This is a genomic window from Streptomyces sp. NPDC056580, assembly GCF_042793175.1.
Lineage (GTDB): Bacteria > Actinomycetota > Actinomycetes > Streptomycetales > Streptomycetaceae > Streptomyces.
On record NZ_JBHTVE010000021.1, the window covers coordinates 1 to 16,793 of the forward strand.

At 70.4% G+C, this 16,793-nt stretch carries 14 protein-coding genes and 3 pseudogenes; 9 read left to right on the forward strand and 8 right to left on the reverse strand.

The window, feature by feature from the left end; all coding sequences use genetic code 11:
- Window positions 1-334 precede the first annotated feature (334 nt).
- Window positions 335-1,537: pseudogene (locus ACFQ9Z_RS34685) on the forward strand (IS110 family transposase).
- A 276-nt stretch (window positions 1,538-1,813) separates the two neighbouring features.
- On the opposite strand, the gene ACFQ9Z_RS34690 reads toward ACFQ9Z_RS34685, so the two are convergent.
- Entirely contained in the window at window positions 1,814-1,990 is a 177-nt protein-coding gene (locus ACFQ9Z_RS34690; RefSeq protein WP_383029428.1) for a hypothetical protein, read from the reverse strand.
- 102 nt (window positions 1,991-2,092) lie between these two features.
- Here ACFQ9Z_RS34690 and ACFQ9Z_RS34695 point away from each other — a divergent pair, with 102 nt between their 5' ends.
- Together ACFQ9Z_RS34695 and ACFQ9Z_RS34700 are read left to right on the forward strand one after the other, a co-directional pair.
- Complete coding sequence (locus ACFQ9Z_RS34695; protein WP_383029430.1) at window positions 2,093-2,428, forward strand: hypothetical protein; 336 nt, start codon at window positions 2,093-2,095, stop codon at window positions 2,426-2,428.
- Between the two features lie 4 nt (window positions 2,429-2,432).
- On the forward strand, window positions 2,433-2,597 hold the full coding sequence (locus ACFQ9Z_RS34700; RefSeq protein WP_383029432.1) for a hypothetical protein: 165 nt from the start codon (window positions 2,433-2,435) through the stop codon (window positions 2,595-2,597).
- Window positions 2,598-2,819: 222 nt separating this feature from the next.
- Here the strand turns inward: ACFQ9Z_RS34700 and ACFQ9Z_RS34705 are convergent, their stop codons facing one another.
- Together ACFQ9Z_RS34705 and ACFQ9Z_RS34710 are read right to left on the reverse strand one after the other, a co-directional pair.
- On the reverse strand, window positions 2,820-3,506 hold the full coding sequence (locus ACFQ9Z_RS34705) for a YqjF family protein (RefSeq protein ID WP_383029437.1): 687 nt from the start codon (window positions 3,504-3,506) through the stop codon (window positions 2,820-2,822).
- A 242-nt stretch (window positions 3,507-3,748) separates the two neighbouring features.
- On the reverse strand, window positions 3,749-4,345 hold the full coding sequence (locus ACFQ9Z_RS34710; protein ID WP_383029441.1) for a hemerythrin domain-containing protein: 597 nt from the start codon (window positions 4,343-4,345) through the stop codon (window positions 3,749-3,751).
- A gap of 184 nt (window positions 4,346-4,529) precedes the next feature.
- Between ACFQ9Z_RS34710 and ACFQ9Z_RS34715 the strand changes: the two genes are divergently transcribed.
- Window positions 4,530-5,147, forward strand: coding sequence for a hypothetical protein (locus tag ACFQ9Z_RS34715; RefSeq protein ID WP_383029444.1), 618 nt, complete (start codon window positions 4,530-4,532; stop codon window positions 5,145-5,147).
- Between the two features lie 31 nt (window positions 5,148-5,178).
- On the opposite strand, the gene ACFQ9Z_RS34720 is transcribed toward ACFQ9Z_RS34715, so the two are convergent.
- The 4 genes and pseudogenes from ACFQ9Z_RS34720 to ACFQ9Z_RS34735 all read right to left on the reverse strand — a co-directional run.
- Window positions 5,179-5,307, reverse strand: coding sequence for a hypothetical protein (locus ACFQ9Z_RS34720; RefSeq protein WP_383029446.1), 129 nt, complete (start codon window positions 5,305-5,307; stop codon window positions 5,179-5,181).
- Between the two features lie 254 nt (window positions 5,308-5,561).
- Window positions 5,562-6,683, reverse strand: a complete 1,122-nt coding sequence (locus tag ACFQ9Z_RS34725; RefSeq protein WP_383029449.1) for a tyrosine-type recombinase/integrase — start codon at window positions 6,681-6,683, stop codon at window positions 5,562-5,564.
- A 32-nt stretch (window positions 6,684-6,715) separates the two neighbouring features.
- Window positions 6,716-7,246, reverse strand: a pseudogene (locus ACFQ9Z_RS34730) (replicative DNA helicase); the annotation flags it as partial.
- Window positions 7,247-7,561: 315 nt separating this feature from the next.
- A pseudogene (locus ACFQ9Z_RS34735) lies at window positions 7,562-7,864 on the reverse strand (helix-turn-helix domain-containing protein); the annotation flags it as partial.
- Window positions 7,865-8,008: 144 nt separating this feature from the next.
- Here ACFQ9Z_RS34735 and ACFQ9Z_RS34740 point away from each other — a divergent pair.
- Window positions 8,009-8,416, forward strand: a complete 408-nt coding sequence (locus ACFQ9Z_RS34740) for a hypothetical protein (protein ID WP_383029451.1) — start codon at window positions 8,009-8,011, stop codon at window positions 8,414-8,416.
- 281 nt (window positions 8,417-8,697) lie between these two features.
- Complete coding sequence (locus tag ACFQ9Z_RS34745) at window positions 8,698-9,552, forward strand: hypothetical protein (protein WP_383029453.1); 855 nt, start codon at window positions 8,698-8,700, stop codon at window positions 9,550-9,552.
- A gap of 640 nt (window positions 9,553-10,192) precedes the next feature.
- Here the strand turns inward: ACFQ9Z_RS34745 and ACFQ9Z_RS34750 are convergent.
- Window positions 10,193-10,531: a DUF6233 domain-containing protein gene (locus tag ACFQ9Z_RS34750; RefSeq protein ID WP_383029456.1), complete on the reverse strand. Its 339-nt coding sequence runs from the start codon at window positions 10,529-10,531 to the stop codon at window positions 10,193-10,195.
- A gap of 442 nt (window positions 10,532-10,973) precedes the next feature.
- Between ACFQ9Z_RS34750 and ACFQ9Z_RS34755 the strand changes: the two genes are divergently transcribed.
- The 3 genes from ACFQ9Z_RS34755 (at window position 10,974) to ACFQ9Z_RS34765 (ending at window position 16,792) form a co-directional block, all read left to right on the forward strand.
- Window positions 10,974-13,229, forward strand: coding sequence for a Helicase associated domain protein (locus ACFQ9Z_RS34755; RefSeq protein ID WP_383029459.1), 2,256 nt, complete (start codon window positions 10,974-10,976; stop codon window positions 13,227-13,229).
- Between the two features lie 65 nt (window positions 13,230-13,294).
- Window positions 13,295-15,418 carry a HEAT repeat domain-containing protein gene (locus tag ACFQ9Z_RS34760; RefSeq protein ID WP_383029461.1) on the forward strand — a complete coding sequence of 708 codons (2,124 nt, stop codon included), beginning with the start codon at window positions 13,295-13,297 and terminating at the stop codon, window positions 15,416-15,418.
- Between the two features lie 102 nt (window positions 15,419-15,520).
- Window positions 15,521-16,792: a helix-turn-helix domain-containing protein gene (locus ACFQ9Z_RS34765; protein ID WP_383029463.1), complete on the forward strand. Its 1,272-nt coding sequence runs from the start codon at window positions 15,521-15,523 to the stop codon at window positions 16,790-16,792.
- Window position 16,793 lies beyond the last annotated feature (1 nt).

Here is a 16,793-nt window from a genome sequence, read left to right on the forward strand (position 1 = left end):
GCCAACATCACCGCCGCCGCCAACTACGCCGCCCACCGCTACGGCTCCATCGACAACGTCAACTCCGCGTACTGAGCCACCCGGCGTTCGTCACCCCCCCCATTACCTTCTTGGTGGCCCCGCAATGGGGCGCCCGGCCTTCGGAGTGGGCATGACTTTCTCCCCCTGTCGATCGCATGTCTTGGGGGGTGGTGTCACCGGCTCCGAAGGCATCGACAGACCGCTAATTAGGGGCATGACCACCGGCTTCTTCGCAGGTCGGGAGGCTCTTCGTAATGTGGATGTGGCGATCGGTGCCGTGGGACAGCCGGGCGAGGACGACCGAAGGACGCACGTGATCGACGTCAGTGACATCGGTGCCTTCCTCGGCCTGGACGTCGGCAAGGGCGAACATCACGCCACCGCCGTCACCCCGGCCGGGAAGAAGGCCTTCGACAAGCGGCTGCCCAACAGCGAGCCGAAGCTCCGCGAGGTCTTCGGCAAACTGCAGGCCAAGCACGGGACCGTGTTCGTGGTTGTCGACCAGCCGGCCTCGATCGGGGCTCTGCCGCTGGCGGTGGCCCGCGACATGGGCTGCCCGGTCGCCTACCTGCCCGGCCTGACGATGAGGCGGATCGCCGACCTCTATCCCGGCGAGGCCAAAACAGATGCCCGAGACGCGTTCGTCATCGCGGACGCGGCCCGCGTCATGCCTCACACGCTCCGCTCGGTCGACCTCGAGGACGAGACCATCGCCGAGCTGGAGATGATCGTCGGCTTCGACGACGACCTGGCCGGGGAGGCCACCCGCATCAGCAACCGCCTGCGGGGCCTGCTCACGCAGATCCACCCGTCGCTGGAACGGGTCCTGGGCCCGCGCGTCCAACACCCGGCAGTGCTCAAGCTCCTCGACCAGTTCGGCTCCCCGGCCTAGATCCGCAAAGCCGGACGCCGGCGGCTCGTTGCGTTGATACGTCCGAAGGCACCGCGGATGGCCGAACGGCTCGTCGAGGACATCTTCACCGCACTGGACGAACAGACCGTCGTCGTCCCGGGCACGGACGCGGCCGCACTGATCGTTCCCAGCCTCGCCGGATCGCTCCAAGCAGTGCTTGACCAGCGGAAGCTCCTCGCCACGAGGATCGAGGAACTGCTGGAGTCCCACCCTCTTTCCAAGGTCCTGACGTCCATGCCGGGGATCGGCGTCAGGACCGGAGCACGCATCCTCATCGACGTCGGCGACGGATCCAGCTTCCCGTCCGCCGCCCACCTCGCTGCCTATGCCGGCCTCGCCCCGACGACCCGCAGTTCGGGCACCTCGATCCGAGGCGAACAACCCTCCAGGCGCGGAAACAAGCAGCTCAAGCGAGCCTTCTTCCTCTCCGCGTTCGCGGCCCTGGCCGACCCGGTCTCCCGGGCCTACTACGACAAGAAGATCAGCCAGGGCAAACACCACACCCAAGCCCTCCTCTGCCTCGCAAGACGCCGAGCCGACGTGCTCTTCGCGATGCTCCGCGACGGAACCTTCTACAAACCCCAACCCGCCCCAACAGGTTGACGAAACCCATAGGGGCACCCCCCCGCGTCCGCGTACCTCCGACAGCCAGTGACCGCCGGCGGACGGGGCGGCACCCCCGGAAACGCCTTCGCCGCGCTGGCCATCGCCGCGGCGGTCTACGTGCAAGCCGCCGCTGTCCTGGGAGTACGCGCCGAGCTGAGCGACGTGACCGCCGGTCTGGCGCTGGGGGCAATCGTCGCGCGCCGTGTTGGTGCCCGGGCACCTGCGGCGCTCGGCCCGCCGGCCGTCGCGGTGCCCGGGCGGGCGCAGCCGAGATCAGACCTCCGCCGGAACCTTCTCGGGATCCTGCCCGACCTCCCCGTCAGCGGTGCCGTCCGCGGCGGGCGTCGCATTTGCGCCGGCGTCTGCGTAGGCGGTGTACATCACGTTTCCCTGCTGGCGCGTCTTCTCGGCGAGGCCCTTCTGGACGAGGGTCTGCAGGTTGTTGCGCACCGTCTGGGCGGATGTCCTCCGACTGGGGTGGTCCTGCGCGAGCTGGTCGTGGACCTCGCGGGCACGTACGGCTGTCCTGGGGTCTTGCGCAGGATGTCCAGGATGAGCTGCCACAGCGGCGGCCCCGATTTCTCCCTGGCCGCGGCCCTTCCCGCCGGCGCCTGCGCGGAGGCGGTCTGCTGGGCCGGGACCTCCTCGGTCGACGCCTTCTTCGCGGCGGTCTCCTTCGCCGGCTCGGCGGACGTCTTCTTCGCGGACGCCTTCTTCGAGGTGGTCCCGGCGATGGCCTTCTCGGCGACCTTCCGGCCCGTCGTCTTCTTCACCGGGGCCCAGCCGGTGTACGGCTGCTGCCACCTGGACCTGCGCCGGCAGATCACCCCGGCCGCCGCGGCCGGCCCCACAGCATCGGCTCGGGCAAGCGGACCTCGCGGAGCCTGAGCAGATGACCACATTGCGACAGCTCCACCCGGGCGCCGTCGTCGTGTCCGCCCGCACGGGTGAGGGACTGGATGACCTCCGCAAGGCGCTGCGGGACCGCCTTGCGGTGCTGTTCCCGCCGGTGCTAGCTCACACCGCCCCACCCGTCGGCAGCGAAGGAAACATGTGATGCAGAAACCCGACCCCGCCGTCCGCGGTTACAGTATCTGCACGACCGCGTCGGCGCGCTGCAGGATGATCTGGCCGCCTGGGTGCGCATCCCGTCGGTGTCCGCCGACCCGGCACACGAGCGGAACGTGACCCGTTCGGCTCGCTGGCTCCAGGCCCACCTGCGGGAGACCGGCTTCCCGGAGGTTGAACAGCCCTTGTGACCGGGCCACCCAGATGGGGTTTACCCCTGCCTCCTTGACTGCGGCCGCACCGGCCGTGAGAGACCGAGGCGCACCTTGTGCACCCCGTCGGAGAAGTGCACCAGCGGCTCCTCGTCGGGCGTGGACAGCCCTGCCGCCCGGGTCACGCTCTCGGCGAGGTCGCCGAGATGGGCCGCGCGCAGCGGCCAGGGCTCGTGCTCGGCGGGCGTCTCCCACAAAGCGCCCGCTCTGTGCGTGAACGCCCGCCATCGTGACGCAAGCCACACATCCCGGCGTGTAGGGCGGATCGGCGGGCCCGGACGTACGGTGATGCGGTAAGCCGATCCACCGCCCCACCTCGATCCGGTGTACGTCACGCTTTCACCGCTGCGCGCTAGCCGCAGTCGCCCGAGGTGGTACGGCACCCCGATGGCGCGAGCCGCCAGCATCACCGGGCTGGCCACCTCGATCGACAGGAACCACAATCCTTCCAGGCCGCCCGGTCCACGCACGTAGGTGCGCAGATTGGTCTCCGGAAAGGCGGTCAGCGCCACAGGGGAGCCGGAAGGGCGAACGTCGGCCATGACGAACGGTGTGAGACCCACCCAGGCGTGCCCGTCATAGGTGTCGACTGTAAGCCCGTCGGGCAGCAGGCGTTGGATGAGTTCTGGAGCGTATGCCCAGTGCAGGAAAGTCTGTGTCAGCCAGCTGGCCCGCAGCGCTGGCATGCGCACACGATGTTCCGGCCCGTACGTCACCACGCGCATCGACTCCCCTGCACGTCATGCCCACACCACGGCGAGTTCTTGCTGAGATGTGTTCCCGACCGATAACGCTGCGGTGACGGGTCATAGGGCGGTCGGTCTCCGCGTGATCTCGGTCCTGCCGCGCAAGCACGCTGTTCTGACCGACCGACTGTCCAGGTGTCCGTCCCTGACGCTCGCCGGCATGGTCGCGCCTCCCGGAAGGATCACGGATTCGTGCCGAGCGCGTCGCGGGCCCGGTCCAGCAAGGAGGCGAAAGGGCCCAGCGTCCACTGCAGCACGGGCGAACCGGCAGCGGTGGGGTGCGGGTGTGTGGGAGCCGCCTTTTCGGCCGTCAGCAGGCGCCTGCCCATGGTCTGCCGCTGCTCCGGGGTGCAACCGGATTCCAGTGCCGGGAACTCCATCGCCTCCTCGTGTCCGGCGTGGGCAAGCACATCCTGCTGGAACTGCGCGAACTGAACGTCGAACTCCTGACTGGAGAGATCCATCTTCTCCAACTCGGCGAGCACCTTGTTCGCCTCACGTTCCTCCGCGTTACGGGCGTGGGCCTCGTCCTCGCCCGCGGTGTCCTTCGCGGCAGGACGCACGATCATCTCTTCGGCCGTCTCATGGACGGCCAGCAGCGCCCGTAGCTCGTTGAAGACATCCTGCTTGTGGGCCCCCTCAGCCCCTCGTACCTCTCCGAACAAAGCCCTGATGCGGGCATGCTGCCGCAGGAGAATCCCGACGACATCGTCGTCGGGCAATTCCCCCGCCTTCTCACGTCGAGGTTCGTCGTCCATCTCGGGGAACTGCGCGCTCATCGCATGTCCTTTCAGTGGTGACAGCGACCGGGTCACCCGCGCGGGCGGCGACAAACAACTCGCCGGCGCGGCTCCGGCCCAGTGATCGAGCCCGGGGCCCCGCTTCTGCTAGCTCGCTCTCGGGCCGGGAGCACAGCACGGGTCAGGCGGGAACCTTCCGGGCCGCGGTCGTGTCGTGGTCCTTGTGGACAGCGAACTACTCAAGACGGCGCTCAGCGCTGCCGGTGCCGTCGCCCTGGTGTTCATCGGTGGCTGGGAGAACAGTCGGCGGACCCGGAGGGCGGAAGAGCGTAAGGATGCCGCCGCAGACCGCGCCGCCCTCGAGGCTCAGGCCAATGAACTGCTGGCTGCCGTCCTTGCGCTCAAGGTCGCGGGGGACATGCACGATCAGCTCTTTGCAGGCGGGGGTGCTAAGGCCCGGGTCTTCCTGGGTGCGCTGAGCAAGGGAGGGGCCGCTGCCCTTGGCGCGCCGGGTGGGATGACATCCGGCCTTCCCGCCCTCTTCAAGGAAGCGTGGCGGATCGTGGACCGCTGGGAGCAGGAGACCGCGGTGTCGGCGGCAGGACTGACCGCGCCGCTGAGTCGGCTCGGGGCAGCCGTCGCGCCGCTCATGTGGCGGGGGGAGCCCGGGCTCGCCGACGCGGCGAACGCGGTGTTCACAGCAGCCGTGGACAACCACGGAGACGATGAACGGATGACGCAGGCCGTGGATGCGTTCCAAGCAGCCCTGCGCCCTGCTCTGGCGCCTCCCACCCCCCGCAGCCGTCGATGGGTCCCTCGGCGCCGCGGGAGGGCTGTCTAGTGGCTCCTCCGGCCTTTGTTGGTAGTCAGGCTCAGGCAGCCTTCCGGCCGGGCCAGTCGCGGCCGGCGTCGGTGACGGAGACCTCGAGCAGCCGGGCCCGCTCGGCGTCGTCCAGGGCGAGCGCGTCGGCGAGCAGGTCGGCCACGGTCCGGGAGGGCACCCGCAGGCACGCCTCGAGCCGGAACGTCTAGGGACGGCACGTCAGGCGTGGTTGGCCAGGAACCGCGTCACCGGGTGGGCGAGCGGCTCGCCCCCGCGGCGCCCGTCGGCGGCCTTCCGGGTCCTGGGCTGAGCCAGCCCAGGCGGACGGCGTTCGCGGCGGCGGCCGTCACCGGCACGTACGTGGTCATCGCCCTGGTAAGCCGCTGCTGAGCTGAGTCATCGCGGTGTCGTCCGTCTTCGTCGTCCTCACGGTCACCCCGAGCCTTCCTCGGCGCCCCGGTCCGTCCCCACTGGGTCGAGTGCGTAGGCCAGGCCAGCGGCGAGGTCGTAGCCGGGGCTGTCGTCGAGCAGACCGCGCCGCCGGTTGTACCGGCCGGTGGTGCGGGCGTCCTTGTGGTCGGCCCACTCCTGCACCCGGTCGATCCGGGCGTGGGGCTTGGCCAGGGCGTGCGTGATGGCGTTGTGCTTCATCACGTGCGGGTGGATGGAGTCGGCCTGCGGCAGCCCGGCCCGACGGGCGAGGGAGCGGACCAGCCGCCACACGGCGGGCTCGTCAAGCCGGCCGCCGGAGGCGGTGGTGAACAGCGGCCCGCTGGTCCGGCCACCGAGGTGGTCCTGCAGGGCGTCCCAGGTGTGCGGCGGGATCGCCTTCTTCTTCCGCGCCCCGCCCTTGATGCGGGCGTTGAGGACGTGGTGGCCGCGGTCGTAGCCGAGGTCCTCGACGTCGGCGGCGAGCACGGAGTCGATCCGCAGGCACACGGTGTAGATCATCAAAAGCAGGGCGTACGCCCGCGGCCGGTACGCCGCGGGCTGGTGCAGGTCGCGGGCGGCGAGCAGCAGCCGCACGGTCTCCGCCTCGGTCAGCCCCTCGGTCGCCGAGTAGTTGGGGTCGATCACCGGCCGGCGCACCGCGGTGAAGGGGTTGCGCACCGGCTCGTCGCTGACGGTGTCCAGGTAGCCGAAGAAGGAGGACGCCGCCGACAGGGCGTTGGCACGGGAGGCGTCCGAGTACGGCGTGCCGGTGCGGGCCATCTCGCCGCGCCGGCCGCCCTTGATCCGCTGCCAGGTGGGGGTGACCTCCAGGTACTGCGAAAAGGTGTCGGCCAGCATGAACGTCACGCGCATCGGGTGCACGCCGTGGTCCCGGGCGAACTCCTCGAACACCTTGAAGCCGCGCGCGTACGTCTTCTGGGTGTTCGTGCTGCGCTGATGCGCGACCCAGCCCGCGGCCAGGGTGGGCAGCGGATCGTCCTCGCCGTAGATAGTGACGAGGAAGTCGTACAGCTTCCGCGCATGTTCCGGCCAGTGATCGCGTGGGTCGCGGCGCTGGGTGGTCAGTGCCCCGCGGCGCCGGTGGTCCACCGTGGTGGTCACCGCGGCGCCTCCGGGGTGTCGGCCTGCCCGGGCTGCGCGGCGGCGCTGATGGCGTCATGGGCCGCGCGGATCATGGCGTCCAGCGGAAGGTCACTGGTGTACGCCATCTGCGCGATGCTGGCGCTGGCCTCGATGAGGCGGCGGCAGACGGCCTTCTCATGGACGATCTCCGCGTAGTAGTCGGCATTGGCAGCGGTGGGCACTACCTGGACGAGCGTGTACAGGTACCGCGCACCGCCGACGCGGTCGAGGTCACCGCGCCCTTCGAGTTCGGCGCCGACGGAAATGGGGTCGGCCGGCTCGTCACGCGTGTAAAGGTCGAGGATGGCCTGGTAGATCGTCTCGTGCGCGGGCCGGTAGAAGTCGCGCCCCTCCTTGAGGACCTTGGTGACGTGGGTGATGGCGTCCTTAGAGAGCAGCATGCCGCCCAGGACGGACTGCTCGGCGTCAAGGTCCTGCGGCGGCACGCGGGTGAACCCGCTGCCGTTGGCGCTGTCCCACCCGGTTCCTGCTGCCTCGCTTCTGTGACGGGTCGGTGAGCGGTGCGTGGAGGAGTGCCGCAGAGTCCGGAGGGGGGCGAGAACGGTCGTCTCGGCGCGTCTGCGTTCGTGCGGCTTGAGCTGATCGGCCAGCAGCTCGGCCACCGTCAGGGCGCGCTCCGGATTGCTCAGCGGGTCGCGCAGCAGGCGGTGGAGCGTCGACACCCCCACGAACTGGCCCGACTTGGCGAGTCGCTCTTGGATCCCTCGCAGGCTCTGGGCGCCGGCCCGCTCATGCAGCTCGGCCATGGCCACGGGCAGTTGGTCGTCGACCCAGCCGCTGTCGGCCGGGGTTGCGGATCGGACCCGGTGGAGGGCCGCCAGCCAGCTGCTGCGTTGGTCGGGAGAAACGCCCAGCGCCTCCAGGAAGGCGTTCAGGGTCGTCTCCGAGGGCGGCGTGGTCGCGTTCAGGGTGCGGGACAGGGTGGCGGGGCTGAGTCCGGTACGGCTGGAGAGTTGCCGCAGCGTCAGCCCCGAGTCCTCCCGCAGGGCGCGCAACCGCATGACCAAGTCCTGCGCGTCGCGGGGCGCGCTCACGTCCAGGGGTCCCGGCGGCCGGCCCACCGACCGCCGCCGCCGCACCGGAGGGTCGCCGCCGTCCGCCGGGAGATCTTCCGTTCGCGCCGGCCGCCCTGCCGCCATCACCGCTCACCTCGCACATTGGCCGATTGTTTCATTCTTTCATAGACTGCGGAACATGCATCGGGGCGGCGTCGGCCCCCTCGGTGGCCGTGCTTCGGCGTACCCGAAGCCGATCCCATGGACCGCACCGGGAGGGGAAGTCCCATGTCGAGTCTCCAGTCCGCACTTGTGGCGAGCGGCACCGTAGTCGCCATGGTGCTCGCCTTCGCGGCCTTCCGGGTGGCCGCCCAGTCCGCACCGACGGTCGGTCGGTGCTGGGCCGCGGCGGGCGCGACCGTGGTGGCCTTCGCCCTCGACGTCGCCGCCGTGATGAGCACGCTGGGGCTGCCGGACGGCAGGCCGGGTGCGGTCCGGATCGCCTGGACCGTCTTCGGGGTGCTATGCGCGGCGGCTGCCGCGGTGTTCGCGTACACCGTGAACGCGCCGACCCTCGCGACCGCGGGAGGCGGCACCGCCCCGGCAGGAGCCGCCCCCGTCCAGGTGTTCGCCGCCGGCGGCGCCTTCACCGGCGCGCTGAGCGTGATGGGGGTCCTGGCCGCCCTGCTCGGCTGATCCACTGCGACTCCCTCCCCTGACGCCCCGGCCACCCGGCCGGGGCGTTCGCGTACCGGCCGAGGGCGTCTAAGCACAGGATAACCGTAATTATCCTGTGCGTTCAGGAGAGCGCTCCGGTCGTCACTTCCTGCCTGACAACGGGTCTGAGTCAACCTCTATGAGACAAAGTCGAGCCGTCAACCCTAGGCGACAATCCCAATCTGTCAGTTTCGGGCTGACACATAATATTTGTCATCGCGAGACTGACAGCGATATCGCGTCAGCCCTATGGTGACGGCATGAATGAGATGAGCCCGCTCGCCGATCCGACTCCCGAGCCGCCGCACCCGTACACCCCGGCGGCGCTCGCACGCCTCATGCTCTCCGACGCCTACCGCGAACTCGCCGAGTCTTCGCTTAACCGCATCGGCACCGAAGGCGACTCCTCCGACACTATTGCGCCGGGCGACTTCGTACGCGAGGCCGCCGAGTTGATGCGTCTCGCCGAGGCAGCCCAGCGTCGAGCCGTCATCTACGAGCGCGAGCGCGGCGCCAGCTGGGAGGAGATCGGCGAAGCCCTGGGCACGACCCGTCAGTCCGCCCACACCCGGTTCGCCGAACACGTCAAGGCGTGGCGCGAGCCGCTCGACAAGCCCGAACGGCTGCACCCCGACGGCACCCCCGACGACAGGCGAATTCCCTACGGCGCCCGCTACGCCCCAGGCAGCGCCGCCCCTGCAAACGGCAGCGCGGAGAAGACCGCCCGCCTCCTGGATCAGTGGCTGCGCCAGCACGACGGCCGGGCCGACCAGGAACACCCCGTCAGCGCAGGCCTGCCCCGGCACTCCACCATCGAGATGGTGCTGCGAGTCAACAGTGCCGCCGACCGCATCCGGAGGGACCAACTGGTGCCTGATCTGAAGGCGGAGGCCGACCTGTGGGACCTCAGCGCCGACCTGCAGGAGCGGATGCTCCGCGAGAGTGAACGCGGCGGCGACCTTGTGCCCGATTTCATCCACCAGAACCTCGCCGCCGACCGAGCCCGCGCCAAGGCCCTGCGCGCCGCCCCCGACCGCGACAGTGCTGCCTGGGACGAGGTGGTCAAAGCCCGCCACTCCGCTCCCGCCGCTACACCGACGGAGGGAGCGGAGTGAGCCGCCGCAGGCAGGCCCTGCCAGCCGGCCAGGCACCTGTGCGAGGTCACCGCCGTCGGGGTGGAGCTGGTCTACAACACCGGCGGAACTCGCAGTCTTGCTCGGGCAGCTCCGCGATCCTCGCCGCGGCATTCCGGTCCGATGAACTTCTAGCCCAGCGGGGGTGGGCCACGGCAGCAGTGCGGTGATGCCGTGGCCCCACCCCCGGGCTTGGCAGCGGGGAGGGGCGGCATGCGTAATCCAGACGCGGTCAAGCACGAGTGCGTCAACTGCGGCGCCATCACTAAAGTCAACACGAGGACCGGTCGTCTGTACTCTCACCAGCTTCCTGGGAAGATCGCTGTTTGCCCAGCATCAGACAGCGTCGTGACGAATCGTCGGCGCGGGGAACCGCCTCAACTCCCACCGTTGAGGTCGGTGTCAACCCCACCACAACAGCCGACACGGCCTGTCGCGGATGAGCCCTCGACCAGCGTGCGCACAGTTCCAGGCGGGCTGCCCAGCCTCGGAAAGCGACGCTGACTCACTGGCGGGGCCCTCTCGACCGTGCATCGCACGCCCTGGTCGCCGGTCCGCGCAAGAATGTCACCGCAAGGAGGGACGCCCCGGCAGGCGGCTGACGTCGCAGGGGGTGTCCTGGTCAGTAGAGCACGCCCAGTGCCGTGTCCGGCCGGCAGTGCATGCACGGCGGGATGTTCTGCCCCAGGGCGTCCACGGCTTGGGCCCGGGTGGCCGGGCGGCTCCGGCCGCTCTTGGCCGCCGCCCAGCAGTCCCCGGTGTGGACGGCGTCGGTGTCGAGCGGTTTAGTAGCCGACGAGGAGCGACGGGAGGCTGAGCGCCGCCTTGGGAGGAACGTCGCCCCGCGTCCCCGGCCTGGTTGATCCAGTACGTCAGTTCTATCAGTTCCTCGATGGAGCCCGTTTCGCCTACGACAGGCGGCCAACCATCGAGCTCCCCAGAGGCGCCAAAGTCCGCCCAACCGTCCGCGTGAACACCCCAGAGCGTTCCGTACTCGTCCAAGCCGTAGGCGGCACTGAGCAAGCCCTTGAGCATGCGCTCTCGCTGGTCCAACGCATCGAGCGTGCTAACTATGCGTTCGATCAACGGTTGGTACTGCTCAAGGGGAACCCCACCGGATGGCCAGCGGATCACCTTGACCTCCTCGCTGACCATGCACCGGTGGGCTTCTCAGACCGGATGGATCAAGTAGGCCAGTTCCTCAAAGAGGGGACTCCTCTTGCACGGCCAGTACCTGCGGATCTCTGATCGAAGGTAGCGACACCCCTACGCCCACTCCATGCCCAGTTCCCGCAGTGCGGCCAGTTGCTCCTGGGAGAGCTTGTCTCGCCTTGCGCGAGTGTTCGATACCCACACCCCCAGTTTCACCGGCACAGGCTCCGTCTCGCCGTCGACTCCTGTTCGTGGTGCCCACCCTCGACCTGGCCGCGCAGACCGCACTGGCCTGGCGCCGCGACGGCCACGACGAGCCCATGGTGATGGTGATCGTCTCCTCTCTAGACGCCGCCGGCCGCGATGACCTCGTTGCCGCGCGCGTTGGCTCGACCAGCGACCCGCTCGCGCTGGCAGCGGCGATGTCGGTAGTGGGGGAGGGGCCCGCCTACATCCGTGCGTTGACGGTGATCTGCACCTACGACTCCCTGAACAAGATCGAACAGACCCAGAACACCGGATACGACGTCCCGCCGTTCGACCTGGCGGTCATGGACGAAGCGCACCGGATCGCGGGCCGGGCCGACAAGAAGTGGGCGATCGTCAACGACGCGAAGCGGATCCGCGCCGACCGCCGCCTCTACATGACCGCCACGCCGAGGATTTTCGCCGCGCCGGAGCTGGCGGAGTCCGCCGACCTCACCCGCCCACGCCGCCGCCGCCCGCAGGGGGAGCAGGTGGACGCGTTCGCCAACTCGATGGACAACGAACAGGTGTACGGCAAGAAGGTGGTCGAATACCCCCTCGCGAGGGCCGTGGCGGATGGCCGCGCTGCCGATTACCGGATCGTGGTGCCCACCCTCACCGACACCGACCTGCGCCGCCGCCTGAACCTGCCCGCCCCCGGTACCACGCCCACGGGCACCGCCGCTCGGGAGACGAGTGACGACGGTGCGCTGCGCACCACCGCCCTGCACCTGGCGGTCCTGCGCGCCATGACCGAGCACAACCTGAAGAAGGTGCTGGTCTACTTCCATCTGGTCTCCGACGCCCGCCGTTTCGCCCGCGAACTCCCGCACACCCTGCGCCTGCTGGCCAAGACCGACCCCGGACTCGCGCCCGAGATCGACCCGGAGCTCTTCTTCGCCCACGGCGAGCACACCCCCGCCCAGCGCGCCGGCATCTTCGCTTCCTTCGCCGCCGCCGACATCGCGATCCTCGCCAACTCGAAGCTGATCGCCGAAGGCGTTGACATCCCCTCCGTCGACGCGATCGTCTTCGCCGACCCCACCCGCAGCGTCGTCCGCTGCGTCCAGGCCCTCGGCCGCGCCCTGCGCCTAGACGTCTCCGGCAAGACCGCCAGCCTCGTCGTCCCCGTCTACATCCCGCCGGGCGCCGACGGCGAGAACATCCTGGGCAGCGCGTACGAGCCGGTGTGGGCGATCGCCTGCGCGCTGGCCAGCCACGACCACCGCATCCTCGAACGCCTCCCCGACAAGGCCAACCGCCTCCCACGCGAGACCAGCGACGTCATCGCCCGGCGCTGGCACTTCGACTTCACCGTCCACCCCGAACGCATCGCCCAGGCGATGGACCTGGTCTCCTTCGACCCCCGCGACCCGGCCGTCTCCCGCTCCCGCCGCCTCGGCCTCGCCGCCGCCCGCTCCTACCGCGACGAGCACGGCCACCTCGACGTCCCCGCCGACTACACCGACCCCACCGGATACCGGCTCGGCACCTTCATCACCACCATGCGCGACGCGGCGAAAGCCGGCCGCCTCGACGCCGATGCCGACGCCGACTGGATTGCCGAGCTCGACGCGCTGGGCATGATCTGGGATAAGCACGACGCCGCCTGGCGCTCCCGTCTCGCCGCGGCCGCCGACTACCACCGGGTGCACGGTCACCTCGCCGCTCCCGCGACCACCCCGGTCGGCGCCTGGCTGGCCGAACAACGCCACCTTGCCACCAGACACGAACTCGACCCCGCCCGTGTGGAGGCCCTCACCGCCCTCGCCCCCGACTGGCGCCTGCCGCACGGTGCGGACTGGCACCGCAAATACCACCTGCTGCGCGCCCACCTCGCAGGCGGCGCCGACCCCGCCATCCTCACCCGCGACACCCAGCTCGGCGGCGTGAAGATCGGTTCCTGGCTGGCCCGCCAGCTCACCGCCTGGCAAGCCCTCGCCGATGGCCAGCAGCAGCTGATGACCGCCCTGGGCCTCACCCCCGAGGCGAATCCGCTCGCCTCCGTCCGCCGTACCCGCCGTACCTTCGAGCAGACCGTGCAACTGCTGGAGCTCTTCCTGCACCGCGAGGGCCGCGTCCCCGCCGCCCGCGAGAGCATCCGCGTCGACGGCGAGAGCGTCCGGATCGGCGCCTGGCTGGCCAAGGCCCGCACCAAGCACCGCGCTCGCCAGCTCCCCGACCACCACGTACGCCTGATCGCCGCCCTGTTCGAGGGGGACTGGACGGCCGAGGACGCCGTGCCGGCCGTCCTGGTGTAGACGCTCTACCGTGGGCGGGCATGAGCACGCAGGCCTTGTCAGTGCCGCCTGGCATGGTTCTGATCATGTTCGACGGACTTCATGACATCGACTGGGCGTCGATGGAGCACGCGTACGGCTCGGCCGAGGAGGTACCGGCGCTGCTCACGGCGCTGCGCTCCCCGGACGCCGAGGAACGCCGCAAGGCCCTCGACCGCTTCTACAGCGCGGTCCACCACCAGGGCAGTGTCTACCCGCCCACGGCAGCCAGCCTGCCCTTCCTGTTCGAGTTGGCCAACGACAGCGCCACGCCCGATCGGGCCGCCGTCGTCGCGCTGATGGTCAGCATAGGCCGGGAGTCCCTCGACCGGGGCTTTGAGGACGACGGCACCGAGATCGAGTACTACCCCCCGACGGGCTGCGCGCAGGCCGTTGCCTTCCTGCGCGAGCGGGGTGCGCAGTTCGCCGAACTCGCCTTCGATCCCGACCCGGACGTTCGCCTGGCCGCGATTGCCGGGCTCGGGCTCTTCCTCGACGACGCCGACCGAGCCATCGCCATGCTGCGCGGGCGGCTGGCCGCCGAGAAAGGTATCGCGGCGCGGCTTCGGATCGTGGAGGCGGCGGCCACCCTGGCACTGCGCCTGCCGACCGCGTCGCAGCAGGTGAGGGACTGGCTCGCTGATCTCGCCGCCGACCCGGTCCAGGGTCCGGCGACCCGGCTCGGCGCCCTTGTCCAGCGGGCCCGCTGTGCGCCCGACGAGATCGGCGAGGGCGTCGTACCGGCCGCCGTCGGCTTGCTGCGCGAGACCGCCCGTGCCCTACCCGTGCGGCCCATTGCATCGGGCCCGAGCCGCCCGGCGGCACCCACGGACGGCGTTGCGCCACAGATCGTCGCCGCCTTCGAGGATCTCGACCGGCACACGCGCGTGTACGCACCGACCACGGCCCTGCTGCGGACGTTCCACGACGCCCTGGGCGCCCGGGTGGCCGGGCGCACCACGGTGCTGGCGGAGCAGTTGAGCAGCCCCGACCCCGGCTCGCGCCTTGACGCGGTCCGCATGAGCGGGGAGCTGATGCGCACCTGGCGCGGGGACCACACCCGGCTCCTGATGCTGGTCGCCGACCAGCTCACCACGGCCGACCAGGAGGTCGCCGCCGAGGCCGCGACCGTCCTGGCCTCCTGCCACCCGATCGCCGCCCCAGCCCGGGAGGCCCTCGCCGCGCACATCGACACCCACCGCGCGGCGCACGGCCCACACGTATGGGCCGCACCGCAGACGCCGCTGCGCAGAACCCACCAGGAAGCCGTCCGGGCCCTGGCACGCCTCGGCGACAGGCGAGCGCTGCCGAGTCTGCTGGCCGCGCTGGACAGCGACATCGACGCATGGCGTGCGATCCAGGTCGCAGGGCATCTGCCGCAGGCAGCGGACCAGTTGGTGCCACGGCTCTGTGATCAACTGCGCCGGATCGACCTCTCCCAGCAGTGGACCGAGATGAGCGCCAACGCGATCCTCTCCGCCCTGGCCGCGCTGGGCGATCCGGCCGCGGTTCCGGAGGTCGTGGACACGCTCGGCGCCGCGATGCGTCATGAGCAGCACCGCGTCACGAAATCAGCCCTGAAGGCACTGCGGGCGTTCGGCCCAGCCGCGGCCGGCGCCAAGGACACGATCCGATCGCTGACCACCGCCACCGACGCGCATGTACGGCCTGCCGCCGTCGCCGCGCTGTGGGCCGTCGGCAGTGACCTGGCCGAGGTCATGCCGCTCCTGCTCGATCTCCTCGACGACCGCATCACCTTCCGGATCAGCGACGCGGCTGACCTGCTCGGCGAGATAGGCCCGCCCGCCGCCGCCGCACTGCCGCGCCTGCGGGACCTTCTGACGCACGACTACGAATGGGTCCGGGTGCATTGCGCGGCCGCACTCTGGGAGATCAGTGGCGAGACGGAGGCGGCGGCCGTCCTGGACGCCCTGCTGCAGGCCATGGCCAAGAACCCCGCGACGTCCAACCACGTCGTGGCCTGCCTGGACCGCATGGGCCCCCTCGCGGCACCCGCCCTGCCCCTGCTCCGCGAGCAACTGGCCCAGCCCCGGCGCGGCGGCAGGTTCCAGAGCATCGAGCACGACGAGGAACTCCAGCGGGTCGGCCGCATCCTCATCGCCCGGCTCGACCCTCCACGGCCAGAAGCCCCCGCTCCGCGAACAGCTTGAGGCTGCACGCTACCCCTCCGCCCCGGCTCGTCGGACTCAGACATGGACGGCCCGGCGACACTAACGGGGCCGGGTCGCCGGCCACGCCCTAAGGTGCCGGGCATGGCCCGTTCCTGGACACGACTGCATGAGCACCTCGGGGCTGCGCCCGGTCCCCTGGACTTCGACATGGTCGCCAAGGCTGCTGCCGACCGGCTGGCGGAGTCCGACGACCTGGACTGGAAGGAACAGCTCCCGCGGCCCCCGATCGAGGGCCGCTGGAACGAACTGGCCAAGGATGTCGCCGCGATGGCCAACACCCGCGGCGGCCTGATCATCTTCGGCGTGCGGGACACCACGTGCGAGCTGGTCGGCATCGACCCGGAGAAGGCGAATATCGAGCAGTACGCCCAGTGGGTCCGCAACCACGTCCACCCCTACCTGCCCGACCTCACCTTCACGGTCCTCACGTCGGCCGACGGCGCCACCAGCGTACTGGTGGCCGATGTCCCGGCCAGCCCCATGGCACCCCACCTCGTCTACGGCACCGCCGCCAAGGACAAGGACCAGCAGGCCGCCGTCGCCCCCTACCGCGACCGCGACCACACCGCCTGGATGACCGAACACCAACTCGAACGCGCCTACCGCGACCGCTTCACCCGCGCCCAGCGCGCCGAAGACGAAGCACACCACCTGCTCGCCCACGCTCAGGAGACCGTGGCCGCCCAGCAGAACGAACCGGCCGCCTACTTCTTCGCCCTGGCCCGCCCCGAGCGCCCGCTGCCGCGCACCGCCCCCCGCCTGACCCGCGAAGAGACCACCGCCGTCGCCCAGGCCGCCCGCCGCCGGGGCCGTGATCCGATGAGGCCCGGCCCCCTGGCCAGCCTGGAGCCCGTCACCGGCAACCCCCGGCCGGGCCTGCGTCGCTGGGTCCTCAGCACCCTTCTGCTGTCCGGCGCCCGCGAGGTCCACGCCGAACTGCACCACGACGGGACCGTGCTGCTGGCCGCCAGCGTCTCCCGGAACGCCGCGCGCAACCTCGCCGCCGATGACTTGCCCGATACGGGCGTCGCGGTGTCCGAGGACTTCATCGGCGGCTGCTGCCGCGACCTGACCACCGTCGCCTGGGAACTGGCCCGTCGGCTGCGGGTGGACAGTGCGCTGCAGCTGACCGCGACCCTCACCGCCGTCGCCCCCTTCCCCAGGACGCCGACGCCGGCCCTGGTCCCGGTCGTTACCGGCTTCGGCGACTTCACCGACATCCCCGACCACGCCCGCCACCCCATCCGGATCCAGCCCGTCACCGCCACACTGACCCCGCTCGACGAGGCCGAAGCCCTTACTGACTTTCTCGTTTGTTCTGTGGGTGTGGTGGGCTTGTTGGTGGGACCCTAAT